The organism is Pseudomonas sp. Pseusp3, from assembly GCF_047304225.1.
Taxonomy (GTDB): Bacteria; Pseudomonadota; Gammaproteobacteria; order Pseudomonadales; family Pseudomonadaceae; genus Aquipseudomonas; species Aquipseudomonas fluorescens_CD.
Window position 1 is genome coordinate 1 of record NZ_JBGLYV010000094.1, and the last position, 23,997, is coordinate 23,997.

Sequence of the window (23,997 nt, forward strand, 5' to 3'; positions counted from 1 at the left end):
CGAGACCTTTTGGTTCCTTTTGGGGCGTTTGCCAAAAGGGACTCGCCGTAAGGGCGAAACCGCCAGCCGCCGTTACCGCAGCAATGGATATGCCCCCCCAAAAACCCGCACGAAGCCAATATCCCAAGATGAAACCAGCCTCCCGCCCCTTGCTCCACCGCCACTGCCGACTAACATCAAACAAAAGGAAAATATCTCCACCCCGCCCCTCAAGTTGAAGGACTCGACAACCGACACAGTGCTAATAGGCAAACTCGTCAAGACAACTGCAAATCGGCCAAGCTGCGGGCAAAATCCCCCAAGGATGATTGTCCCTTTGACTGCCATCACGGGATTGCCAATACTCATGGCAACTTGATGCTACCCGCACGGAACAAGGAATAACCCTTTGAAGCTGGAACTCAAGAACAGCTTGTCGGTGAAGTTGCTTCGGGTCGTACTCCTGTCGGCATTGATCGTAGGCGTGATCTTGAGCTGCGCGCAGATCGTGTTCGATGCCTATAAAACACGTCAGGCTGTTGCCAGCGATGCCGAGCGCATCCTCGACATGTTTCGCGACCCCTCGACCCAGGCTGTCTATAGCCTCGACCGGGAAATGGGTATGCAGGTGATCGAAGGCCTGTTTCAGGACGCCGCCGTGCGCCAGGCTTCCATCGGCCATCCCAACGAAGCCATGCTTGCGCAAAAAACCCGTGAGTTGCAGCAATCCCACAGTCGCTGGCTGACCGACCTGATTCTTGGCAAGGAACGCACCTTCACCACCCAACTGGTCGGTCGCGGGCCTTACAGCGAGTACTACGGCGACCTGAGCATCACCCTCGATACCGCCACCTATGGTCAGGGTTTCATTATCAGCTCGGTGATCATCTTCATCTCCGGCGTACTGCGTGCGCTCGCCATGGGGCTGGTGTTGTATCTGGTCTATCACTGGCTGCTGACCAAGCCGCTGTCACGGATCATCGAGCACCTCACGGAAATCAATCCGGACCGTCCCAGCGAACACAAGATTCCGCTGCTCAAGGGTCACGAGAAAAACGAACTGGGCATCTGGATCAACACCGCCAACCAGTTGCTCGAATCCATCGAACGCAATACCCACCTGCGCCACGAAGCGGAAAACAGCCTGTTGCGCATGTCCCAATACGATTTCCTGACGGGGCTGCCGAACCGGCAGCAATTGCAGCAGCAGCTGGACAAGATCCTCATAGACGCCGGCAGGCTACAGCGCCGGGTGGCGGTGTTGTGTGTCGGCCTCGATGACTTCAAGGGCATCAACGAGCAGTTCAGCTACCAGACCGGCGACCAGTTGCTGCTGGCCCTGGCCGATCGCCTGCGCGGTCATAGCGGTCGCCTGGGAGCCCTTGCCCGCCTCGGTGGCGACCAGTTCGCCCTGGTCCAGGCCGATATCGAGCAACCCTATGAAGCCGCCGAACTGGCGCAAAGCATTCTCGATGATCTGGAGGCGGCGTTCGCCCTCGATCATCAGGAGATTCGCCTGCGTGCCACCATCGGCATCACCCTGTTCCCCGAGGACGGCAACAGCACCGAGAAGTTGCTGCAAAAGGCCGAGCAGACCATGACGCTGGCCAAGACCCGCTCGCGCAACCGCTATCAGTTCTATATCGCCAGCGTCGACACCGAAATGCGCCGCCGCCGCGAACTGGAAAAAGACCTGCGCGATGCCCTGATCCGCAATCAGTTCTACCTCGTCTACCAGCCGCAGATCAGCTACCGCGACAACCGCGTGGTGGGCGTCGAAGCCCTGATTCGCTGGCAACATCCCGAGCACGGCCTGGTGCCGCCAGACCTGTTCATCCCGCTGGCCGAACAGAACGGCACCATCATTGCCATCGGCGAATGGGTGCTGGACCAGGCCTGCAAACAACTACGCGAGTGGCATGACCAGGGCTTCAGCGACCTGCGCATGGCGGTAAACCTGTCCACGGTTCAATTGCACCACGCCGAACTGCCCCGGGTGGTCAACAACCTGCTGCAGATGTACCGCCTGCCGCCGCGCAGCCTGGAGCTGGAAGTCACCGAAACCGGCCTGATGGAAGACATCAGCACGGCGGCCCAGCACCTGCTCAGCCTGCGTCGATCCGGCGCGCTGATCGCCATCGATGACTTCGGAACCGGCTATTCATCCTTGAGCTACCTGAAAAGCCTGCCGCTGGACAAGATCAAGATCGACAAGAGCTTCGTTCAGGACCTGCTCGATGACGACGACGATGCGACCATCGTTCGCGCCATCATCCAGCTGGGCAAGAGCCTGGGCATGCAGGTGATCGCCGAAGGCGTGGAAACCGCCGAGCAAGAGGCCTACATCATTTCCGAAGGCTGCCACGAAGGTCAGGGCTATCACTACAGCAAGCCGTTGCCGGCACGGGAACTGGGTCTGTACCTGAAGCAGGCCCAACGCAGTAACGCCGCTATTTTGTAAAAAAACCCCGCCCCGTCTGTAGGAGCGAGCTTGCTCGCGATGGTCGTGAACGATAACGCGCTCATTCTGGATGAGCGCGTTGTTCTCAGGTTCATCGCGAGCGAGCTCGCTCCTACAGAGTTGCGATCCTCACTCTGTGAATAAGAAATATTTCCAGGTACAACCCTTTACACATAATGCGAAAGATTTGCATTATGTCGCAGTTTTGCGTGCGCATAGCACGACTCCACCCTCTATCGAAGCAGGATGTTCGCCATGATTCGTATGCCTCTGGCTACCGCCAGTCTGTTGGCCATCGCTATTTCCCTCGCCGGTTGCGGCGAAGGCAAAGACAAAGACAAAGCTGCCGCGCCTGCGCCAGCTGCCAGCACTGCGGCTGCCCCGGCTGCTCCAGCCGCTGCGCCTGCCGCTGCCGGTAAAGTCGACGAAGCCGCCGGCAAAGCCGTTGTCGCTCACTACGCCGACATGGTTTTCGCCGTCTACAGCGATGCCGAATCCACCGCGAAGACCCTGCAAACCGCCATCGACGCCTTCCTCGCCAAGCCGAACGCCGACACTCTGAAAGCCGCCAAGGCTGCCTGGGTTGCCGCTCGCGTGCCTTACCTGCAGAGCGAAGTGTTCCGCTTCGGCAACACCATCATTGATGACTGGGAAGGTCAGTTGAACTCCTGGCCGCTGGACGAAGGCCTGATCGACTACGTCGACAAATCCTACGAACACGCCCTTGGCAACCCGGGTGCTACCGCCAACATCATCGCCAACACTGAAGTGCAGATCGGCGAAGACAAGGTCGATGTCAAAGACATCACCCCGGAAAAACTCGCCAGCCTGAACGAGCTGGGCGGTTCCGAGGCCAACGTCGCCACCGGCTACCACGCCATCGAATTCCTGCTCTGGGGCCAGGACCTGAACGGCACCGGCCCAGGCGCCGGCAACCGTCCGGCCTCGGACTACCTGGAAGGCAAAGGCGCTACCGGCGGCCACAACGACCGTCGTCGTGCCTACCTGAAGTCCGTGACCCAGCTGCTGGTCAGCGACCTGGAAGAAATGGTCGGCAACTGGAAGCCGAACGTGGCCGACAACTACCGCGCCACCCTGGAAGCGGAACCGGCTGAGTCCGGCCTGCGCAAAATGCTGTTCGGCATGGGCAGCCTGTCCCTGGGTGAACTGGCGGGCGAGCGCATGAAGGTTTCCCTGGAAGCCAACTCCCCGGAAGACGAACAGGATTGCTTCAGCGACAACACTCACAACTCGCACTTCTACGATGCCAAGGGCATTCGTAACGTGTATCTGGGTGAATACACCCGTGTCGACGGCACCAAAATGACTGGCGCCAGCCTGTCGTCCCTGGTGGCCAAGGCCGACCCGGCTGCCGACACCGCGCTGAAAGCCGACCTGGCCGCCACCGAAGCCAAGATCCAGCTGATGGTTGATCACGCCAACAAGGGTGAGCACTACGACCAGTTGATCGCTGCCGGCAACACCGCGGGCAACCAGATCGTCCGTGACGCCATCGCGTCGCTGGTCAAGCAGACCGGTTCGATCGAAGCCGCCGCTGGCAAACTGGGCATCAACGACCTGAACCCGGACAACGCTGATCACGAATTCTGATCAACGCTGGCTGAATGAAAAAGGCGACCTGCGGGTCGCCTTTTTTGTTGGCCGGAGCACTGACCACTGTAGGAGCGAGCTTGCTCGCGATGGACGTGAACGGTGACGCGTGCTGCCTGGAAAAATGCGTTGCCTTCGAATTCATCGCGAGCAAGCTCGCTCCTACAGGGGATCGTGGTTTGCAGATAGACTCTTGCCTCACATCAAGCAAACGATAATTCCTCTTATTCAAATTCCCATCCCCTGTTAGACTTTGCGCCCTTGTTTTGCTCGTCTTTCAGGATGTCTGATGCCCCCGCTGCCTCTTCGCTTGTCCGCACTGTTTCTGGCATTGGGCCTGAGTGCCTGCGATGACGCGCCGAAATTCACCCAGGCTGAACCCGGTGAAGCCCGCTCCGGCGGCAGTGCGACTGTGCGCAAGACCGATCAGAACGCGTTTTCGATGCCCTCGGCGAATCTGCCGCCGTCACGGCGTGTGGATTTCAGCGTCGGCAACAGTTTCTTCCGCAGCCCCTGGGTGATCGCCCCGTCGACGACGACCGCTCGCGATGGCCTTGGCCCACTGTTCAACACCAATGCCTGCCAGGGCTGCCACATCAAGGACGGCCGCGGCCATCCGCCGACTCCGGACGATGCGAACGCTGTGTCGATGCTGGTACGCCTGTCGATTCCCGACGCCCCGGAGTATGCCAGGGTCATCGAACAGCTCGGCGTGGTGCCGGAGCCCGTCTACGGCGGTCAGTTCCAGGACATGGCCGTACCCGGTGTGGCCCCCGAAGGCAAGGTGCGGGTCGACTACACCGCCGTGCCGGTTCGCTTCAAGGACGGCACCGAAGTCGAGCTGCGCAAGCCAAGCCTGAACATCACCCGGCTGGGCTACGGCCCGATGCACCCCGACACCCGTTTCTCGGCGCGTGTAGCGCCGCCGATGATTGGCCTGGGCCTGCTCGAAGCGATCCCCGATGAGGCGATCCTGGCCAACGCAGAAGCACAGGCAAAGGCGAACAACAGCATCAGCGGACGGCCGAACCAGGTGTGGGACGATGCCCGGCAAAAGACAGTTTTGGGAAGATTTGGCTGGAAAGCCGGACAACCGAACCTCAATCAACAAAATGTTCACGCTTTTTCGGGTGACATGGGCCTCACGACCAGCCTGAGACCCTTTGATGACTGCACGGATGCGCAAATTGCCTGCAAACAGGCACCCAGTGGCAACGGCCCGAATGGCGAGCCGGAAGTCAGCGATAACATCCTGAGCCTGGTGCTGTTCTACAGCCGTAACCTCGCCGTCCCGGCTCGTCGTGACGTCAACGCCCCTGAAGTGCTGGCCGGCAAGACCCTGTTTTATCAGGCCGGTTGCCAGTCCTGCCACACACCGAAATACACCACCGCCGCCAACGCCGCCGAACCTGAACTGGCCAATCAAGTGATTCGCCCGTACAGCGATCTGCTGCTGCATGACATGGGCGACGGCCTGGCCGATAACCGTAGCGAATTCCAGGCCAGCGGCCGCGAATGGCGGACCCCGCCGTTGTGGGGCATCGGCCTGACACAGGCGGTCAGCGGCCACACCCAGTTCCTGCACGACGGCCGTGCCCGCAACTTGCTCGAAGCCGTGCTCTGGCATGGCGGCGAAGCGACAGCGGCGCAGCAACAGGTTTTGTCTTTCAATGCCGAGCAGCGCACCGCGTTGCTGGCGTTCCTGAATTCCCTTTAACACGCATTCCACTCGCGGGAGCCCGACATGTTCCGTCCCAAACTGTTGTTCACCAGCCTTGCCGCACTCGCCCTGGGTGCCTGTTCGCCCCAGGACCCGCAAGCGGTCACGTCGGCGGCCATCGCCAAGTCGGTGATCCTGCCGACCTACACCCGTTGGGTTGAAGCCGACCGTCAATTGGCGGTCAGCGCCCTCGCCTATTGCGAAGGCAAGGAAACCCTGGAAACCGCCCGTGCCGACTTCCTGCACGCGCAAAAAGCCTGGGCCGAACTGCAACCATTGCTGATCGGGCCGTTGGCCGAAGGCAACCGTTCGTGGCAAGTGCAGTTCTGGCCGGACAAGAAAAACCTGGTCGGCCGTCAGGTCGAGCAACTGGTCACCACCCAGCCGCAGATCGATGCTGCCGCACTGGCCAAGTCCAGCGTTGTGGTACAGGGCCTCTCGGCCTACGAATACATTCTGTTCGACAGCAAGCCTGACATAGCCAACGCTGAACAGAAGGCCAGGTATTGCCCGCTATTGGTTGCGATTGGCGAACGCCAGAAGCAATTGGCCGAAGAGATTCTGCAAACCTGGAACAACACCGACGGCATGCTCGCGCAAATGAGCAAGTTCCCGAACCAGCGCTACGCGGACTCCCACGAAGCGATCGCCGATCTGCTGCGTGTGCAAGTCACGGCCATCGACACCCTGAAGAAGAAACTCGGCACGCCGATGGGTCGCCAGAGCAAGGGCGTACCACAACCGTTCCAGGCCGATGCATGGCGTAGCCAGGCTTCCCTGACCAGCCTCGAAGCCAGCCTCGCGGCCGCCAAAACCGTCTGGGAAGGTGTGGATAACAAAGGCCTGCGCAGCCTGTTGCCGAGCGAGCATAAACCGTTGGCCGACAAGATCGATGCGGCCTATGCCGCCTCGCTGAAGCTGTTCGCCGGCAACCAGCGTTCGCTGACCGAAATGCTCAATGACGACGCCGGTCGCCAGCAGCTCAACGAGCTGTATGACAGCCTCAACGTCGTCCATCGCCTGCACGAAGCTGATCTGGCCAAGGCGCTGGGCATCCAACTGGGCTTCAACGCCAACGACGGTGACTGATGAGGGCGAGCTCCATGCTGCGACGCCAGGTTCTGACATTAGGTAGTTTGTTGCTGGGTGCGGTGACGCTGGGCGGCTGGAAGCTGTTCAAGCAAAAGGACAAGAGTCCGTTGTTGCTTTCGGCACGGGACGATACCGATGGCCAGCATTACGCCGTGGGTTATCGACTGGACGGCACCCAGGTGTTCGCCACCCGGGTCGGCCAGCGTTGCCACGACATCATCAACCACCCGACACAGCCGATTGCGCTGTTTGTCGCCCGCCGTCCGGGTACCGAGAGCTACCTGATCGACCTGCGCGACGGCGCGCTCCTGCAAACCGTGGTGTCACAGCCCAACCGGCACTTCTACGGACACGCGGTGATTCACCACAGCGGCGACTGGCTGTACGCCACCGAAAACGACACCAGCGATCCGGGGCGCGGCCTGCTCGGTGTGTATAAATTCGACGGCGGACGGCTGGTGCACAGCGGTGAAATTTCCACCCACGGCCTCGGGCCGCACCAGGTGTCGTGGATGCCCGACGGCGAAACCCTGGTGGTGGCCAACGGCGGGATTCGCACTGAAGCCGAAAGCCGGGTGGAGATGAACCTCAACGCCATGGAACCAAGCCTGGTCCTGATGCAACGTGACGGCACCCTGTTGAGCAAGGAAACCCTCGCCCAGCAGATGAACAGCGTGCGCCATCTCGCCATCGCCAGTGACGGCACCATCGTCGCCAGCCAGCAGTTCATGGGTGCGGCCCACGAGTCGTCGGAGCTGTTGGCGATCAAGCGTCCCGGTCAGCCTTTCGTAGCATTCCCGGTACCCGAGCACCAGTTGCAGGCCATGGGGCACTACACCGCCAGTGTCGCGATACATAGCGACTTGCGCCTGGTGGCGTTGACTGCACCGCGGGGCAACCGCTTTTTCATCTGGGACCTGGACAGCGGTGAAGTACGCCTGGATGCACCACTGCCCGATTGCGCCGGGGTCGGTGCCGTGGCCGATGGATTTGTCGTGACCTCGGGTCAGGGGCGCTGCCGCTACTACGACTGCCGCCAGACAACTCTTATTGCAAAGCCGCTGGAGCTGCCGGCAGGGCTCTGGGACAACCATCTGCATCTGATAGCCTGAATCATTGAAAAAATCGCCGCCTTGGGCTGCGCTTGTATCCGGGTGACGGACACACGGCAGGCGCGGCCCAAGGCGGCGAATCTTTTCAGGCTTTCGCCTCTCTAATACCTCACAAACTGTAAAAACGGCAGTTGGATTACCCTCTACACTCCCGGTAATGTGCCCCGCTGTCTCACCTGATTTCCTCCAAGGAACTGGAATATGCTGCGTCGCCGCATGCTGATCATGTTGGGTGTTGTTCTACTGATTGTGCTGGTCCTGGCCGCGTACAAAGCCTTCTCGATCTACACGATGGTTCAAGGCTTCTCTGCGCCCAGACCGGCCATCAGCGTTGCCGTGGCCACCGCCACCGAGCGTCCATGGCAAGCCCGCCTGCCTACTGTTGGCACGCTCAAGGCGTTACAAGGCGTGGACCTGAGCCTGGAGACCGATGGCACCGTCATCGATTTGCAGTTCGAGTCAGGGCAAAAGGTCAAGGCCGGTCAACCACTCCTGCGTCTCGACAGCGCCGTTGAAAGTGCCCTGCTGGAAACTGCTCTGGCCGACCTCGGGCTGGCACAGCTCGATTACGGTCGCGGTAGCCAACTGGTCGGCAGCCAGGCCATTTCCAAAGGCGAGTTCGACCGCCTCTCGGCGGTCCTGAAAAAGAGCAGGGCCACGGTCAATCAGCTCAGGGCCGCGCTCGAGAAAAAACGCATCGTCGCGCCGTTCAGCGGCACCATCGGCATTCGTCAGGTGGACGTCGGCGACTATGTGGCCACCGGCACCATGATCGCCACCCTGCAAGACCTCAGTAGCCTGTATGTCGACTTTTTCGTGCCCGAGCAGTCGGTGCCGAAGATTGCTCTCGGCCAGCCAGTGCGGGTCATTGTCGCGGCGTATCCGACCCTGGAGTACCCCGGCACCATCAGTGCAATCAACCCCAAAGTCGAGAACAGCACCCGTAACGTGCAGGTCCGCGCCACCCTGGCCAACCCCGATGGCAAGTTGATGCCAGGCATGTTCGCCAGCCTCCAGGTGCTCCTGCCCGACCCGCAACCGCGCATCGTGGTACCGGAAAGCGCGATTACCTACACGCTCTACGGCAACTCGGTGTACGTGGCCGTACCAAAGAAGGCCGAAGATGGCAGCCTGCAAAAGGATGACAAGGGCCAGCCGGTGCTGATCGCCGAGCGGCGTTTTGTCGAAACCGGCGAACGCCGCGACGGGCAAGTGATGATCACCAAAGGCGTGCAGAGCGGCGACAAAGTGGTGACCGCCGGCCAGCTCAAACTGGACAACGGCGCACGCATTGCCATCAGCGACGACAAGACCCTGGCTGAGCAGAGCAGCCCGCCACGCGCGGACTGATCAAGGAATCCCCATGGCATTTACCGATCCGTTCATCCGCCGCCCGGTTCTCGCAACCGTAGTCAGCCTGCTGATTGTGCTGCTGGGCTTCCAGGCCTGGGGCAAGCTGCCGCTGCGCCAGTACCCGCAAATGGAAAACGCCCTGATCACGGTGACCACCGCCTACCCCGGGGCCAACGCCGAAACCATCCAGGGCTATATCACTCAACCGATGCAGCAAAGCCTGGCGAGCGCCGAGGGCATCGACTACATGACCTCGGTGAGTCGCCAGAACTTTTCGGTGATCTCGATCTACGCACGCGTCGGCTCCAACAGCGACCGTCTGTTTACCGAACTGCTGGCCAAGGCCAACGAGGTCAAGAGCCAGCTGCCCCAGGACGCTGAAGACCCGGTGCTGAGCAAGCAATCTGCCGATGCGTCAGTGCTGATGTATATGAGCTTCTTCAGCAAGGAATTGAACAACCCGCAGATTACCGATTACCTGTCACGGGTGATCCAGCCGAAACTGGCGACCTTGCCCGGCATGGCCGAAGCCGAGATCCTCGGCAACCAGGTATTTGCCATGCGCCTGTGGCTGGACCCGGCGAAGCTCGCGGGTTTCGGCCTCAGTGCCAGCGATGTGACCAACGCGGTGCGCCAGTACAACTTCCTTTCGGCTGCCGGCGAGGTGAAAGGCGAATACGTGGTCACCAGCATCAACGCCAATACTGAACTCAAGTCCGCCGAAGCCTTCGGGGCAATTCCGCTCAAGGTCGAAGGCGACAGCCGTGTGCTGCTACGGGATGTGGCGCGCGTGGAAATGGGCGCGGAAAACTACGACACCATCAGCTCGTTCGGTGGCACTCCTTCGGTGTATATCGGCATCAAGGCGACGCCTGGCGCCAACCCGCTGGAAGTGATCAAGGAAGTGCGCAAGATCATGCCGGACCTCGAGGCCCAGCTACCGCCGAACCTCAAGGGGGAAATCGCCTACGACGCCACCCTGTTCATCCAGGCCTCGATCGACGAAGTGGTGAAAACCCTGTTCGAAGCGGTGCTGATCGTGATCGTGGTGGTGTTCCTGTTCCTCGGGGCCCTGCGTTCGGTGGTGATCCCGGTGGTGACCATCCCGCTGTCGATGATCGGCGTCATGTTTTTCATGCAGATGATGGGGTACTCGATCAACCTGCTCACCCTGCTGGCGATGGTATTGGCCATCGGTCTGGTGGTGGATGACGCCATCGTCGTGGTGGAAAACATTCACCGCCACATCGAGGAAGGCAAGACACCGCTCGAAGCCGCCATTGAAGGCGCCCGGGAAATTGCGATGCCGGTGGTGTCGATGACCATCACCCTGGCAGCGGTGTACGCACCGATCGGTTTCCTGACCGGCCTGACCGGGGCGCTGTTCAAGGAGTTCGCCCTGACCCTGGCCGGCGCGGTGGTGATTTCCGGAATCGTCGCCCTGACCCTGTCGCCGATGATGTGTGCGTTCCTGCTGCGCCACGATGAGAACCCCAGTGGCCTGGCCCATCGCCTGGACCTGATTTTCGAAAGCCTCAAGCGCCGCTACCAGAGCCTGCTTCACGGCACCCTCAACACCCGGCCGGTGGTATTGGTGTTCGCTGTAATCGTGTTGTGCCTGATTCCGGTCCTTCTCAAATTCACCAAGTCGGAGCTGGCACCGGATGAGGACCAGGGCATCATTTTCATGATCGCCAATGCCCCGCAACCGACCAACCTCAACTACCTGAACATCTACACCGACGAGTTTGTCTCGATCTTCAAGGCGTTTCCCGAGTACTACTCGTCGTTCCAGATCAATGGTTTCAACGGCGTGCAATCGGGCATCGGCGGTTTCCTGCTCAAGCCGTGGAACGAGCGCAGCCGCACGCAAATGTCGATCCTGCCCGAGGTGCAGGCCAAACTGGAAAAGATCCCGGGGTTGCAGATTTTCGGTTTCAACCTGCCATCACTGCCGGGCACCGGCGAAGGCGTGCCGTTCCAGTTCGTCATCAACTCCGCCAATGATTACGAATTGCTGCTGCAGGTGGCCGACCGGGTAAAAAAACGGGCGAAGGAATCCGGCAAGTTTGCGTTTGTCCACGTTGACCTGGCTTTCGACAAGCCGGAAGTGGTGGTCGATATCGACCGTGCCAAGGCCGCGCAGATGGGGGTTTCCATGCAGGATCTGGGGGGCACCCTGGCAACCCTGCTGGGTGAAGCCGAGATCAACCGTTTCACTGTTGAAGGTCGCAGCTACAAAGTCATTGCCCAGGTCGAACAGCCATTTCGCGACAATCCGGACTGGCTGAACAATTACTACGTGAAAAACTCCAAGGGCGAACTGTTGGCGCTGTCGACCCTGATCACCGTCACCGACCGTGCTCGACCGCGACAGTTGAACCAGTTCCAGCAACTCAACTCGGCCATCCTGTCCGGAGTGCCGCTGGTGAGCATGGGGGAAGCCGTCGACCTCGTGCACCAGATCGCCCGGGAAGAGGCACCTGCCGGTTTTGCCTTCGACTACGCCGGCGCATCGAGGCAGTACGTTCAGGAAGGCAGTGCCCTGTGGGTCACCTTTGCCTTGGCATTGGCGGTCATTTTCCTGGTACTGGCGGCCCAGTTCGAAAGCTTCCGCGACCCGCTGGTGATATTGGTCACCGTACCGCTGTCTATCTGCGGTGCATTGATTCCGCTGTTCCTGGGCTGGTCGAGCATGAACATCTACACCCAGGTCGGGCTGGTGACGTTGATCGGGCTGATCAGCAAGCACGGCATTCTGATCGTCGAGTTCGCCAACCAGCTACGCAAGGACAAGGGCCTGACGGCACGGGAGGCCGTGGAGGAAGCAGCAGCCATCCGCCTGCGTCCGGTCTTGATGACCACCGCGGCGATGGTATTCGGCATGGTGCCATTGATCATCGCCACCGGTGCTGGCGCGGTCAGCCGGTTCGACATCGGCACGGTCATCGCGACGGGCATGTCGATCGGCACACTGTTCACCCTGTTCGTGTTGCCCTGCATCTACACCTTGCTGGCCAAACCGGATAAACCCTGATGCAGAAAAACCTGTGGGAGCGGGCTTGCTCGCGAATGCGGGGTGTCAGACAACAGAGTTGTTGAATGACACCCCGCATTCGCGAGCAAGCCCGCTCCCACACAGGTCAGCGTTGAAACATGAAATCAGGGCAAAAAAAAGGCCTCGCATCAGCGAGGCCTTTCATTTGGGCTTCAATCGGTTCAATTCTGCGGCCTCAATCCCTGAGAAAGTCCGAACATGAACAGCAACAAATCATGATCGGGTCGAGTAGCCACGGATGCCTTCGCAACCCGCGGCAACGGACAATGTTCTTCTGCGCTTATCGAGCTGAGAACCTGGGGGCGTGGTTGCTCCCAGGCTGCCATCGCGATCGATGCAACTGCCAAGGCTCCTACCAGAAACAAACCTCGTGCAATTTCGAGTTTCATCGCTATAAATCCTTGATAGCGCTGCCAAACGCCGTCTCATAAAAGTAGACGAGCTTTTTCCAGTCTGCTTCGCTGAACGACGAGTGGCGACGCAACTGCTTCATGTCATGGGCCGCTGCGCGATGAGCGGTCAAACGCTGTCGGGATTTCTCCAGATCGATCAGGGCCACTTCGACCTTGGCCGTCTCGCCCTCACCGGTCACGCGAACGAATACGTGCTTGTCGTAAAGGCAACCGTGCTGCCAGCGGCCCTTGTGCATGCGCGCCAGGTTTTCAGCCAGGTCCTTGAGCACGCGGTCATGTATGGCTTCACCATGACGCTCGCGACCGCCACCGGCGTACCAGCGATCGATTTCCTCGAAGCCGTCCAGCGACCTGGTGACCAGCAAGGCACGCCATTTGTGCACTGGATCACGCTGCGCGCCGCAGAAAACGATATGCGGAACCCGTACGCCAAGCGCGGCGACACCGTTGAGCGCAGCACTCTCGCGCAGTACTGTCGGCCGCCCGAAAGGGTGCTGCCAGCTACGATGGATATGCCCGGTCTGACGCTTGACGTAGAGCAGCTGACCATCACTGCCCATCACTCGTTGAACGCCGCTTTCCCCGCCGCGACGGACGTTAGGTTCCTCGACCCATTCACCGCGCTGATTCCAAAAGTAATCGAAGCGATCCTGGGGAGCGACTTCCGTTTCTGCTGCATACTGCACTGCCATCCTGTTACCTCTTGCGTAATACGTAAACTCGCCACATCGCATAGAGCGGCAAAAAGTCCAGTTGTTCCTGGATGCGGAAACCCGCCTGCTCAAATTCCTTTTCTACGGTAGCGACCGGTAACACAAACCGGTTTTGGTAACCTTCCTGCCCACGGGTTTTCTCCGAACGCTTGCGTTTCCAGGCCTTGAAGTTGCCATCGACCCACAGCGAAAGGATCACGCTGTCACGGGTAACTCGCTCGAATTCGCGCAAAATGGCCATGCGATGCTCGGCTTCACCGATGTGGTGGAGCAAGCGCATGCAAAAAATGCTGTCGACGGCGTTGTCCGGCAAGGCGATGTCGAATGCAGAAGTGTGCAAGGGCTGTACCCGTTTCACCACGTGGGCGGATTGCGCCTGGGTTGCGACCTTCAGCATGGACTCCGAGTTATCGGCACCGATGATCACGCGGTTGGTTTTTTCCGCCAGCAAGGGCCAGAAACGCCCTGCACCGCACGGCAAGTCGAGGACCAGGCCGGGCTCGCCAACCAGGGCCAGCGCCTTGCGAGCCAGTTGTTCTTCACGCCAATGGGACAGCCGACGGCCGAGACCTTCCTGGTGTTTGCGCAAATAGCGTTGCGCGTGTTGATCGTCGTATTTTTCGGAAAAATCGAGTTTGATCGGACCTTCCATCACCAGGTCTCCTGAACTTCTGATAGCAACTACCTTAGGTTTCGCGGTGTCGGTGTCAGGTGAGCCACTTGTGAAAATTTCATTACGGAAAACCCGGAAGTATTACAGGCTTTTACAGAGTTGACAGGGTTTGCTGGACGCCTGACTCAACAGATCAGGTTCGGGACAACTCCACCTGAAAACGACAACCATTGGGCTCCATGGTTGTCAGGCTGACGCTCCAGCCCTGGTTTTCACAGATCCGCTGCACCAGTGAAAGTCCCAGGCCCAACCCTTCCCCGCGCTTTTCGTTGCCCCGGACGAACGGTTCGAACATCGCCTCGCGTTTTTCCTCGGGAATGCCCACGCCACTGTCTTCGACCAGAAAGCCCGTGCCCGTCAGGGTCAGGCGGATGAAGCCCTGTTCGGTGTAATGCAAGGCGTTGCGCAGCAAGTTACCCATCACCGCGTGCAAAAACGTCGCATTGTAGCCCTTGGCCTCAGGCTCGCCCGGTTCGAAGATCAGCTTCAACCCTTTGCTTTCAATGGGCTCGCGCCACAGACCGAGCAGGCCCTCGGCCACCTGGCCCAGGGACTGCTGTGGCGACATGCTGGCGTCTTCGCGCTGGGCACGGGCCAGCATCAGGAAGGTTTGCACCAGCTCACGCATTTCTTCGCATGCGCGGGCGATGCGCTCGACCTGGGCGCGGCCGCGCTGATCGATTCCTGGGTTTTCCAGCAGCAACTCGCAGGAACTGGCCAATATCATCAGGGGTGTACGCAATTCGTGGCTGACGTCGCTGGTGAATAACCGCTCGCGGGTCAGGGCCTGACGCAAGCGCCCGAGGGTGGCGTCGAAGGCCACGGCCAGCTCGCCCACTTCGTCGGCGGCATAATCCGGAGCCAAAGGGGGGGCCAAACCGAGCAGTTGATCGCGATGGCGTACCTGGCGGGCCAGCCGCACCACCGGCGCCATGACCTTGCGTGCCAGGACCCAGCCGAGAAACACCGCCAGCGCCAGGCTCAGTACGAAACCCACCAACACCACGGCAAACAGCACCCGCTCGCGCTCTTCGAAGTCGCTCTGGTCCTGCAACAGCACGTAACGTCGGCCGTCGACGATTTCGACCATGGCGTGGTACGACAGGTTTTCACGGAACACTTCGTGGAACCCCGGCTCCAGGTGCCGCAGATCCTTGGGCAAGTTGAAATCACCCCGTCCGCCGCTGAAGTAGAACAATTGGTCCGGTTCGGGTCGATGGCTCCAGTCCGCGACATTGTCCATCAGCAACAGGCGCTGCAGATCGCCGCCCAGACCCGCCGAAATCAGTTTTTCCTCCACCAGGTGCACGGTCGCCACGATGCCCATGGCAAAGGCACCGGCCACCAGTGCGCTCATCAGCGCAAAGGCAATGATGATGCGTTGAGAAAGGCTCTGCTTAAACTCCATCACGGCCCTCGGCCAGGCGATAGCCCACACCGTGCACGGTTTGCAGCAATGGCTTGGCGAACGGTTTGTCGATCACCTGGCGCAATTGGTGGACATGGCTGCGCAGGCTGTCGCTGTCCGGGCAGTCGTCCCCCCACAGCGCCTCTTCAAGAATTTCACGGCGCAATACATGAGGGCTTTTCTGCATCAACACGGCCAGCAACTTCAGGCCGACCGGGTTGAGTTTCAGCAACCGGCCTTCGCGGGTGACTTCCAGGGTGTCAAGGTCATAGCTCAGGTCGCCGACCTGCAAGGTCCGCCGCCCGCCGCCCTGGGTCCGGCGCATGACCGCTTCGATACGGGCCGCCAGTTCAGACAGGGCAAACGGCTTGATCAGGTAATCATCGGCACCCGACTTGAAGCCTTGCAGACGGTCATCCAGTTGATCACGGGCCGTGAGCATGATCACCGGCGTTTCGCGGCGGGCATCTTCGCGCAGGCGCTTGCACAAGGTATAGCCATCGATACCGGGCAACATGATATCGAGCACGATCAAATCGTAGTGCTCGGTGGCCGCCAGATGCAGGCCAGACAGACCATCCTGCGCGCAATCCACGGTATAGCCTTTGAGCCCCAGGTAATCGGCCAGGTTGGCCAGGATATCGCGGTTGTCTTCAACCAATAGAATTCGCATGGGTATCTCTCCGTCCACAGTAACGGCCGTCATGGCCCGCGCAGCTTAAGGCCAAGTGCGGCCCACGGCTAGGGGAAGGCCAGGGGTGAATCAATTCGATCAACCGAAAGGTATGATTAACAAGTTTTTCACTATCGATTCACGGGCTGACTACAGTGATCAGCCGAGACTCTCACGCGCTTGATAACAAGGAATACAAAAAATGGACTATTTGAAGACGGCCCCCATGCGCTTTTTGCTGCTGGTGACCGGCTCCTGGCTGGTGATTTTTTTTCTGACTCGAACAGTCCTGCTCCTGACGCATCTGGATGAGGCCGGAAGCGGATTCCTGTCGGTGTTCGGCATTGGCCTGCTCTACGACCTGGGCTTCATTGCCTACGCGGCACTGCCGATGGGCCTCTACCTGTTGCTGTGCCCGCCGGCCCTGTGGCGCACTCGTGGCCATCGCTGGTTCCTTCAGGGGCTGCTGACGGTCAGTCTGTTCGCGATGTTGTTCACCTCGGTGGCCGAATGGCTGTTCTGGGATGAGTTCGGCGTGCGCTTCAACTTCATCGCCGTCGACTACCTGGTGTATTCCGACGAAGTACTGAACAACCTGCTTGAGTCATACCCGATCGGCACGCTGCTGAGCATCCTCGCCGTGCTGGCCGTGGCCCTGAGTCTTGCATTGCGCAAACCCTTCAACGCTGCACTCGATGCACCGTTGCCGCCGCTGCGTGGGCGCTTGCTGAATGTGCTCGGTTTGTTGATCGTCGCCGGCCTGAGCATGCAACTGCTCAGCCAGGACGCCCCGCGCGCCCAAGGCGGCAACGCCTATCAGAACGAACTGGCGAGCAATGGCCCGTATCAATTCTTCGCGGCATTCCGCAACAACGAACTGGACTACCCGCAGTTCTACAGCACACTACCGTCGGCCGTGGTTGCCCAGCAGATACGCGCCGAACTGGCAGAACCCAATGCCCGCTTCGTGGGTGAGGACCCGCAGGACATTCGTCGGCAGATCGATAACCCGGGCGCACCGCGTAAACCCAATATCGTGCTGGTCACCATTGAAAGCTTCAGCGCCAAGTACATGGGCAGCAACGGTGACACCCGTAACCTGACCCCCTACCTTGATGCCTTGCGCAAGCAGAGCCTGTATTTTAATAATTTCTACGCCACCGGCACCCGCACCGACCGCGGCCTGGAAGCCATCACCCTGGCGATTCCGCCGACACCCGGCCGCTCGATCGTCAAGCGCGTGGGTCGTGAAAGCGGCTTTGCCAGCCTTGGCCAGCAACTCAATGCCGTGGGCTACGACAGTGTGTTTGTCTATGGCGGGCGCGGTTACTTCGACAACATGAATGCGTTCTTCAGCGGCAACGGTTATCGCGTTGTAGACCAGAGCAGCGTCGAGGAGTCGGAGATTCACTTCAAGAATGCCTGGGGCATGGCCGACGAAGATCTCTACAGGCAGACACTGAAACTGGCCGATGCCGACTACGCCAGGCAGCAGCCATTCCTGCTGCAACTGATGACGACGTCCAACCATCGTCCTTACACCTATCCGGACAACCGGATCGACATCAAGTCCGGCAACGGCCGTGACGGTGCGGTGAAGTACACCGACTACGCCATCGGTCAGTTTCTCGATCAGGCGCGTCAAAAACCCTGGTTTGACAATACAATCTTCGTCTTTGTCGCCGACCACACCGCAGGCAGCGCCGGTAAGGAAGACTTGCCCATCGCCAACTATCAGATTCCGCTGTTCATCTATGCGCCCAAGTTGATCGAAGCTCGGGAAACTGCACAATTGGCCAGCCAGATCGATCTGGCGCCAACGTTGCTGGGTTTGCTCAATCTGGATTATGAATCGACATTCTTTGGCCGTAACCTGTTGCAGGACAACCCGCTGCCACCACGCGTGGTGCTCGGTAACTACCAGCACCTGGGGTTGTTCGACGGCAAGGACCTGGCGATCTTGAGCCCCCGCCAGGGCTTGCGTCGTCACGATGACGCGCTGACTGAAAGTCGCGAGTCCCGGTCTACCGCCAGTGACCCACTGATTACCCGCGCAATCACCTATTACCAAACTGCCAGTTATGGCTTCAAGCAACAGCTGCTTGGCTGGAAGGCGCCCAAGGAGGGTGCCGGTCAAGTCGGCGAACGTTAACCGAATCGCCCCGGGCTGATGCCCCGGGGCTTTTTCCTTTGTTCAGGATCCACCATGTCATCAACTGCTGTCCGCCCCGCCCCTCGCCCGCTCAATTTCTGGGTGTGTCTGGGGGTTCCCGCCGTTGCGGCGATCACTCTGGTGTTGCTCGAACTGACCTCACTGGACATGGACCTTGCCAAGCTTTTCTACGACCCGGTCGCGGGTGACTTCATCGGACGGCACAGTTACTTCCTGGAAAACATCCTGCATACCCGCGCCAAGCAGGTAGTCATTGCATTTTCGGTGTTCGCCATCCTCGGTTACATCACTTCGTTCTTCATGGCCAGGCTCAAACCGTTCAAGCGCGAACTGGGTTGCCTGGTACTGTCCCTGGGCCTGGCGACTTCCTTTGTCACGCCCATGAAAGCGGTGACCGCAGTGCAATGCCCCTGGAGCCTTGAGCAGTTCGGCGGTCACGAGACGTACAGCGAACTGTTGAGCCCTCGCCCGCACACCGAAAAACCGGGACGTTGCTGGCCCGGCGGCCATGCGGCCACCGGTTTCACCCTGTTTGCCCTGTTTTTCGTATTGCGTGACCGTCGCCCGCGCATGGCGCGCGCAGCGTTTGTCTTCGCCTTCGCCCTCGGCTCGGTGTTCTCCATCGGGCGGATGATGCAGGGCGCGCACTTCTTCTCGCACAACGTGTGGACAGCGGTGTTCTGCTGGCTGATTTGCCTGGGGTCGTATTACTGCGTTCTGTATCGACCGGCCTCCAAGTCCGAAAAAGTCACCAAGGCTCAACCCGTCAGCGTCTGAGCCGACGCCTTCGCGGGCAAGCCCGCTCCCACAGGATTTATGCAGTTCCCTGTGGGAGCGGGCTTGCTCGCGAAGGCGGAGTGTCATTCAGCATCCATGTCGGCTGACACTCCGCCTTCGTCGGAACGCCGCCCGGAGCAAGCCCGCTCCCACAATGGATCGATGTTAGCTTCGGATTCCGGGCAATAAAAAACCCCGCCTGCTTTCGCAGACGGGGTTTTTTCGTACGGGGGTAAGGCTGGCTTACATCATGCCGCCCATGCCGCCCATACCGCCCATGTCTGGCATACCGCCGCCAGCACCGCCGTCTTTCTTCGGTGCATCAGCAACAGCGGCTTCGGTGGTCAGGATCAGACCGCCGATCGACGATGCAGCTTGCAGCGCGGAACGGGTGACCTTGGTCGGATCCAGGATACCCATTTCGATCATGTCGCCGTATTCGCCAGTCGCAGCGTTGTAACCGAAGTTACCTTTGCCGCTCTTGACTTCGTTGACCACAACGCTTGGCTCGTCACCGCTGTTGGCAGCGATCTGACGCAGCGGTGCTTCAACGGCACGACGCAGAACAGCGATACCTACGTCCTGATCAGCGTTGTCGCCTTTCAGATCGTTCAGGGTTTGCAGAGCGCGGATCAGCGCAACGCCACCGCCAGGTACCACGCCTTCTTCAACGGCAGCACGAGTAGCGTGCAGGGCGTCTTCAACGCGGGCTTTCTTCTCTTTCATTTCTACTTCGGAACCAGCGCCAACCTTGATCACTGCAACGCCGCCGGACAGCTTGGCCAGACGCTCTTGCAGTTTTTCACGGTCGTAGTCCGAGGAAGTTTCGGCAACCTGAGCACGGATCTGAGTGATGCGTGCTTCGATGTCGCCGTGTACGCCAGCACCGTCAACGATGATGGTGTTTTCCTTGGACAGGGTCACGCGCTTGGCGCTGCCCAGGTTTTCCAGGGTTGCGCTTTCCAGGCTCAGGCCGATCTCTTCGGAGATAACGGTACCGCCGGTCAGAACGGCGATGTCCTGCAGCATGGCCTTGCGACGATCGCCGAAGCCTGGAGCCTTGACGGCTGCGACTTTAACGATGCCACGCATGTTGTTCACAACCAGAGTCGCCAGGGCTTCGCCTTCAACGTCTTCGGCCACGATCAGCAGTGGGCGGCCGGCTTTGGCAACGGCTTCCAGCACTGGCAGCATTTCGCGGATGTTCGAGATCTTCTTGTCGACCAGCAGGATCAGCGGGCCGTCCAGCTCAGCGACCATGGTCTCTGGCTTGTTGACGAAGTACGGGGACAGGTAGCCACGGTCGAACTGCATGCCTTCAACAACCGACAGTTCGTTTTCCAGGCCCGAGCCTTCTTCAACGGTGATCACGCCTTCTTTACCGACTTTTTCCATGGCTTCGGCAATGATGTCGCCGATGGAGTTGTCGGAGTTGGCGGAGATGGTACCAACCTGAGCGATAGCCTTGGTGTCAGCGCATGGCTTGGACAGGTTTTTCAGCTCTTTGACGATGGCGATGGTCGCCTTGTCGATGCCGCGCTTGAGGTCCATCGGGTTCATGCCGGCAGCGACGGCTTTCAGGCCTTCGTTGACGATCGACTGAGCCAGAACGGTAGCGGTGGTAGTACCGTCACCAGCGTCATCGTTGGCACGGGAGGCAACGTCTTTGACCAGCTGCGCACCCATGTTTTCGAAACGGTCTTCGAGTTCGATTTCTTTGGCGACGGAAACACCGTCCTTGGTGATGGTCGGAGCGCCGAAGCTCTTCTCGATGATCACGTTACGGCCTTTCGGGCCCAGGGTCGCTTTTACCGCGTCAGCCAGGACGTTAACGCCTTTGAGCATTTTCTTGCGGGCGGAATCGCCAAACAGAACTTCTTTAGCAGCCATGATCGATATTCCTTAAATACTTTGTAGTAGCGGAAAATGAACGGGGGTATCAGCCTTCGATAACAGCGAGGATTTCGTTCTCGCTCATTACCAGCAGGTCTTCGCCGTCGACTTTCACAGTGTTGCTGCCGGAGTAAGGACCGAACACAACCTTGTCGCCCACTTTCACGGACAGTGCACGCACTTCACCGTTTTCCAGTACGCGGCCGGTGCCTACAGCGAGGATTTCGCCGCTGTTGGCTTTTTCAGCAGCCGAACCTGGCAGGACGATACCGCCAGCGGTTTTCTTTTCTTCTTCGCTGCGACGGATGACGACGCGGTCATGCAGAGGACGAAGCTTCATTGTCGATCTCTCCTAATTGTGGTTTTCATCGGCCGGTGTAGTCCCGGCGGGTTTAACAAAGGCCGGCGATGCCGGTTGCGGTTCGTCAAGCGAACCGCGGAAGTCTGTCTGGCGTGTTCGCCAGAAACCTTGCGGTGACCGTTACATAAGGGCGCATAAGCTTATTACAAGGGCGGCGATGAAAAAATTTTCAGGTCGATGCCCCGCAAACGAACACGGCACCCGAAGGTGCCGTGTGTGGAGTGCCATTACTTGGTATCTCGGTGTTCGAACTCGCCTTCGATCACTGTCGGCTCACGCCCCAGTGGCTCGCGGGGGGCTGGACCGCCGCGTGCCTGCAGGTCGTCGGCGAACGCTCGCTGACGCATCGCCTGCTCTTCGGCGCGCTGGCGCATTTTACCCGCCAGCAGGCGACGACTGAACGGCAGCAGCATGAACAGGCCGATCACATCGCTGATGAAACCCGGAAGAATCAGCAGGCCACCGGCCAACGCCAGCATCAGGCCTTCGAGCATGGTCTGGGCCGGCAGTTCGCCGCGGCTCAGACTTTCACGGGCACGCAGGGCCGTGGCCAGGCCGGCGATGCGCAGCACGAACACACCGAACATCGAGCCGAGAATGATCAGCAGCAGGGCCGGGAAAAACCCGATGGACCCTGCCACCTTGACGAATACGAACAGCTCCAACACCGGGAACAGCAGAAAGAGCAACAAAAAAGGGCGCATCAAATGGTTCCTCAACGCAAGAATGCCTTGCCAGTTCACCTTAGATGACGTCGCCGTTTCGTGAATTCAAGCGTCGGCCACTTCATTTTTCGGCCAATGTTCGGCGTGAGCCAGAGAAACCAAGGCCTCCCGGACTTGTGTCGGCGTATTACAAGGCGCTTGAAACGGCAACCAGTACAGACTTTGACCGATGCGCAGGTGCATACCTTCGGCGTCGATACCGGCCATTTGCGCCGGCACGTTTGTCGGCAACCCGGCCAGCTCGACATAATGGGCGATGGCCTTGGCGTGATCGGCGTTCATGTGCTCGACCATGCTCAGTTCAACCTTGCCGGCGAAAGGGTTGGCCAGGGTCAGGTCATTGACCCAATGAATCGCGCCAAAACCGCCGATATACCGGTGGCGTACAGGCTTGAGCACCCAGAAGTCGAAATCGTGGGCCTTGTGATAACCCTGCGACTCCGGGAAATAGCGGTAGTAACGTTCGGAGGCGGCTTCGATGGCGGCTTCGTCTTCGAGCTGCTGCGCTTCGGCCAGATAGGTCAGTCGACCAACGGCCTGGACATCCTCAGCGCCACGCTCGCCCACGAACAGCGAGCATTTCGGGTCTTTCTGCAAGTTGTGGGTGTGCTGGGCGATGCGGCTGATCAGGATCAGCGGCCGGCCCTGCTCGTCCAGGCAGTACGGAACCACGGAGCCGAACGGGAAACCGGGCATCGATTTGGAGTGCGTCGAGAGCACTCCACGGTATTCCTTGAGAAGCAATTCTCGTGCATGCTTAGCCGCTTCAACGCTCAATTTATGACTCCTTAAATAGAATCCGTCATAAAAACGGACGAGCTGCTGGTGAAAGTCCCAGCACGCCATCGGGGGCAGTTCTCATGTGCAGCCAGGCCACATCAGGTGCAGATCGAGAGGCTCTCATCAAGGAAACCACTCAGACCTGCTACCGGGGGCATGCGAATGCAACTCACTGACAAAGTAATCATTATCACTGGCGGTTGCCAGGGTTTAGGCCGCTCCATGGCCGAGTATTTCGCAGGCCTGGGCGCGAAACTCGCGCTGGTGGACCTGAACCAGGAAAAACTCGATGACGCCGTCGCAGCCTGCAAGGCCCAGGGTGTCGAGGCACGCGCCTACCTGTGCAACGTGGCCAACGAAGAGCAAGTGACTCACATGGTTGCCCAGGTCGCTGAAGACTTCGGCGCGATCCATGGCTTGATCAACAATGCCGGGATCCTGCGTGACGGCCTGTTACTCAAGGTCAAGGATGGCGAAATGACCAAAATGAGCCTGGCCCAGTGGCAGGCGGTCATCGACGTCAACCTGACCGGCGTGTTCCTGTGCACCCGTGAAGTCGCGGCGAAGATGGTCGAGCTGAAAAACGTCGGCGCGATCATCAATATCTCGTCGATTTCCCGCGCCGGCAACGTCGGCCAGACCAACTACTCCGCCGCCAAGGCCGGTGTCGCCGCCGCGACCGTGACCTGGGCCAAGGAACTGGCGCGCTACGGTATTCGCGTGGCCGGCATTGCGCCGGGCTTCATCGAAACCGAAATGACCCTGGGCATGAAGCCCGAAGCGTTGGAAAAAATGACCGCCGGAATCCCGCTCAAGCGCATGGGCAAACCTGAAGAGATCGCCCACTCGGCGGCATACATCTTCGAGAACGACTACTACACCGGCCGGATTCTGGAGATGGATGGCGGGTTGCGTCTCTAAGGCCAACCCAAAAACCAATGTGGGAGCGGGGGGGGGGGGGGGGGGGGGGGGGGATGGGAAAGATATGGTGTGTTGGCACCCCCCGGAGGGGGGCCCCGCCC

Annotated in this window: 20 protein-coding genes; 11 read left to right on the forward strand and 9 right to left on the reverse strand. The window is 59.7% G+C overall.

Annotation, left to right across the window (positions count from 1 at the left end; genetic code table 11):
- The 8 genes from ACCD00_RS24420 to ACCD00_RS24455 all read left to right on the forward strand — a co-directional run.
- A partial coding sequence (locus ACCD00_RS24420; protein ID WP_413427904.1) for a hypothetical protein occupies nucleotides 1-358 on the forward strand: 358 nt, incomplete at its 5' end.
- A 30-nt stretch (nucleotides 359-388) separates the two neighbouring features.
- Nucleotides 389-2,440, forward strand: coding sequence for a putative bifunctional diguanylate cyclase/phosphodiesterase (locus ACCD00_RS24425; protein ID WP_413427905.1), 2,052 nt, complete (start codon nucleotides 389-391; stop codon nucleotides 2,438-2,440).
- 255 nt (nucleotides 2,441-2,695) lie between these two features.
- A complete protein-coding gene (locus tag ACCD00_RS24430) occupies nucleotides 2,696-4,051 on the forward strand; it encodes an imelysin family protein (RefSeq protein ID WP_413427906.1) in 1,356 nt (451 codons plus the stop codon).
- 289 nt (nucleotides 4,052-4,340) lie between these two features.
- Entirely contained in the window at nucleotides 4,341-5,768 is a 1,428-nt protein-coding gene (locus tag ACCD00_RS24435; RefSeq protein ID WP_413427907.1) for a di-heme oxidoredictase family protein, read from the forward strand.
- A 27-nt stretch (nucleotides 5,769-5,795) separates the two neighbouring features.
- Entirely contained in the window at nucleotides 5,796-6,860 is a 1,065-nt protein-coding gene (locus tag ACCD00_RS24440; protein ID WP_413427908.1) for an imelysin family protein, read from the forward strand.
- Between the two features lie 14 nt (nucleotides 6,861-6,874).
- Complete coding sequence (locus tag ACCD00_RS24445; protein WP_413427909.1) at nucleotides 6,875-7,975, forward strand: DUF1513 domain-containing protein; 1,101 nt, start codon at nucleotides 6,875-6,877, stop codon at nucleotides 7,973-7,975.
- 201 nt (nucleotides 7,976-8,176) lie between these two features.
- On the forward strand, nucleotides 8,177-9,325 hold the full coding sequence (locus ACCD00_RS24450) for an efflux RND transporter periplasmic adaptor subunit (protein ID WP_413427910.1): 1,149 nt from the start codon (nucleotides 8,177-8,179) through the stop codon (nucleotides 9,323-9,325).
- Nucleotides 9,326-9,338: 13 nt separating this feature from the next.
- Nucleotides 9,339-12,365, forward strand: a complete 3,027-nt coding sequence (locus ACCD00_RS24455; protein WP_413427911.1) for a multidrug efflux RND transporter permease subunit — start codon at nucleotides 9,339-9,341, stop codon at nucleotides 12,363-12,365.
- Nucleotides 12,366-12,547: 182 nt separating this feature from the next.
- Here the strand turns inward: ACCD00_RS24455 and ACCD00_RS24460 are convergent, their stop codons facing one another.
- The 5 genes from ACCD00_RS24460 to colR form a co-directional block, all read right to left on the reverse strand.
- Nucleotides 12,548-12,775, reverse strand: coding sequence for a hypothetical protein (locus tag ACCD00_RS24460; RefSeq protein WP_413427912.1), 228 nt, complete (start codon nucleotides 12,773-12,775; stop codon nucleotides 12,548-12,550).
- Nucleotides 12,776-12,777: 2 nt separating this feature from the next.
- The gene (locus ACCD00_RS24465; RefSeq protein ID WP_008018518.1) at nucleotides 12,778-13,491 is read right to left on the reverse strand and encodes a lipopolysaccharide kinase InaA family protein; all 714 of its coding nucleotides are present in this window, start codon (nucleotides 13,489-13,491) and stop codon (nucleotides 12,778-12,780) included.
- Between the two features lie 4 nt (nucleotides 13,492-13,495).
- Nucleotides 13,496-14,164, reverse strand: coding sequence for a class I SAM-dependent methyltransferase (locus tag ACCD00_RS24470; protein WP_413427913.1), 669 nt, complete (start codon nucleotides 14,162-14,164; stop codon nucleotides 13,496-13,498).
- A gap of 154 nt (nucleotides 14,165-14,318) precedes the next feature.
- Nucleotides 14,319-15,593 (reverse strand): sensor histidine kinase, encoded by a 1,275-nt coding sequence (locus tag ACCD00_RS24475; protein ID WP_413427914.1) that lies wholly within the window; start codon nucleotides 15,591-15,593, stop codon nucleotides 14,319-14,321.
- Entirely contained in the window at nucleotides 15,583-16,266 is a 684-nt protein-coding gene (colR, locus tag ACCD00_RS24480) for a two-component system response regulator ColR (RefSeq protein WP_007985839.1), read from the reverse strand. The genes ACCD00_RS24475 and colR overlap by 11 nt, the downstream gene beginning before the upstream one ends.
- A 202-nt stretch (nucleotides 16,267-16,468) precedes the next feature.
- Here colR and ACCD00_RS24485 point away from each other — a divergent pair, with 202 nt between their 5' ends.
- Both ACCD00_RS24485 and ACCD00_RS24490 read left to right on the forward strand, forming a co-directional pair.
- Nucleotides 16,469-18,418 carry an LTA synthase family protein gene (locus ACCD00_RS24485; protein WP_413427915.1) on the forward strand — a complete coding sequence of 650 codons (1,950 nt, stop codon included), beginning with the start codon at nucleotides 16,469-16,471 and terminating at the stop codon, nucleotides 18,416-18,418.
- Nucleotides 18,419-18,472: 54 nt separating this feature from the next.
- Entirely contained in the window at nucleotides 18,473-19,216 is a 744-nt protein-coding gene (locus ACCD00_RS24490) for a phosphatase PAP2 family protein (protein ID WP_413427916.1), read from the forward strand.
- 243 nt (nucleotides 19,217-19,459) lie between these two features.
- Here ACCD00_RS24490 and groL read toward each other — a convergent pair whose 3' ends face one another.
- The 4 genes from groL to ACCD00_RS24510 form a co-directional block, all read right to left on the reverse strand.
- Nucleotides 19,460-21,106, reverse strand: coding sequence for a chaperonin GroEL (gene groL, locus ACCD00_RS24495; RefSeq protein WP_413427917.1), 1,647 nt, complete (start codon nucleotides 21,104-21,106; stop codon nucleotides 19,460-19,462).
- Between the two features lie 49 nt (nucleotides 21,107-21,155).
- Nucleotides 21,156-21,449, reverse strand: coding sequence for a co-chaperone GroES (locus ACCD00_RS24500; protein ID WP_007985847.1), 294 nt, complete (start codon nucleotides 21,447-21,449; stop codon nucleotides 21,156-21,158).
- A 248-nt stretch (nucleotides 21,450-21,697) separates the two neighbouring features.
- Entirely contained in the window at nucleotides 21,698-22,174 is a 477-nt protein-coding gene (locus ACCD00_RS24505; RefSeq protein WP_108228577.1) for an FxsA family protein, read from the reverse strand.
- Between the two features lie 66 nt (nucleotides 22,175-22,240).
- Nucleotides 22,241-22,972 carry a HugZ family protein gene (locus tag ACCD00_RS24510; RefSeq protein ID WP_057396773.1) on the reverse strand — a complete coding sequence of 244 codons (732 nt, stop codon included), beginning with the start codon at nucleotides 22,970-22,972 and terminating at the stop codon, nucleotides 22,241-22,243.
- Nucleotides 22,973-23,137: 165 nt separating this feature from the next.
- Here ACCD00_RS24510 and ACCD00_RS24515 point away from each other — a divergent pair, with 165 nt between their 5' ends.
- A complete protein-coding gene (locus tag ACCD00_RS24515) occupies nucleotides 23,138-23,896 on the forward strand; it encodes an SDR family oxidoreductase (protein WP_413427918.1) in 759 nt (252 codons plus the stop codon).
- Nucleotides 23,897-23,997: the final 101 nt, after the last annotated feature.

Coding starts and splice junctions, on each gene's coding strand:
- ACCD00_RS24430 (WP_413427906.1), top strand. CDS start 2,696: ATGATTCGTATGCCTCTGGCTACCGCCAGTCTGTTGGCCATCGCTATT.
- ACCD00_RS24435 (WP_413427907.1), top strand. CDS start 4,341: ATGCCCCCGCTGCCTCTTCGCTTGTCCGCACTGTTTCTGGCATTGGGC.
- ACCD00_RS24440 (WP_413427908.1), top strand. CDS start 5,796: ATGTTCCGTCCCAAACTGTTGTTCACCAGCCTTGCCGCACTCGCCCTG.
- ACCD00_RS24445 (WP_413427909.1), top strand. CDS start 6,875: ATGCTGCGACGCCAGGTTCTGACATTAGGTAGTTTGTTGCTGGGTGCG.
- ACCD00_RS24450 (WP_413427910.1), top strand. CDS start 8,177: ATGCTGCGTCGCCGCATGCTGATCATGTTGGGTGTTGTTCTACTGATT.
- ACCD00_RS24455 (WP_413427911.1), top strand. CDS start 9,339: ATGGCATTTACCGATCCGTTCATCCGCCGCCCGGTTCTCGCAACCGTA.
- ACCD00_RS24460 (WP_413427912.1), bottom strand. CDS start 12,775: ATGAAACTCGAAATTGCACGAGGTTTGTTTCTGGTAGGAGCCTTGGCA.
- ACCD00_RS24465 (WP_008018518.1), bottom strand. CDS start 13,491: ATGGCAGTGCAGTATGCAGCAGAAACGGAAGTCGCTCCCCAGGATCGC.
- ACCD00_RS24470 (WP_413427913.1), bottom strand. CDS start 14,164: ATGGAAGGTCCGATCAAACTCGATTTTTCCGAAAAATACGACGATCAA.
- ACCD00_RS24475 (WP_413427914.1), bottom strand. CDS start 15,593: ATGGAGTTTAAGCAGAGCCTTTCTCAACGCATCATCATTGCCTTTGCG.
- colR (WP_007985839.1), bottom strand. CDS start 16,266: ATGCGAATTCTATTGGTTGAAGACAACCGCGATATCCTGGCCAACCTG.
- ACCD00_RS24485 (WP_413427915.1), top strand. CDS start 16,469: ATGGACTATTTGAAGACGGCCCCCATGCGCTTTTTGCTGCTGGTGACC.
- ACCD00_RS24490 (WP_413427916.1), top strand. CDS start 18,473: ATGTCATCAACTGCTGTCCGCCCCGCCCCTCGCCCGCTCAATTTCTGG.
- groL (WP_413427917.1), bottom strand. CDS start 21,106: ATGGCTGCTAAAGAAGTTCTGTTTGGCGATTCCGCCCGCAAGAAAATG.
- ACCD00_RS24500 (WP_007985847.1), bottom strand. CDS start 21,449: ATGAAGCTTCGTCCTCTGCATGACCGCGTCGTCATCCGTCGCAGCGAA.
- ACCD00_RS24505 (WP_108228577.1), bottom strand. CDS start 22,174: ATGCGCCCTTTTTTGTTGCTCTTTCTGCTGTTCCCGGTGTTGGAGCTG.
- ACCD00_RS24515 (WP_413427918.1), top strand. CDS start 23,138: ATGCAACTCACTGACAAAGTAATCATTATCACTGGCGGTTGCCAGGGT.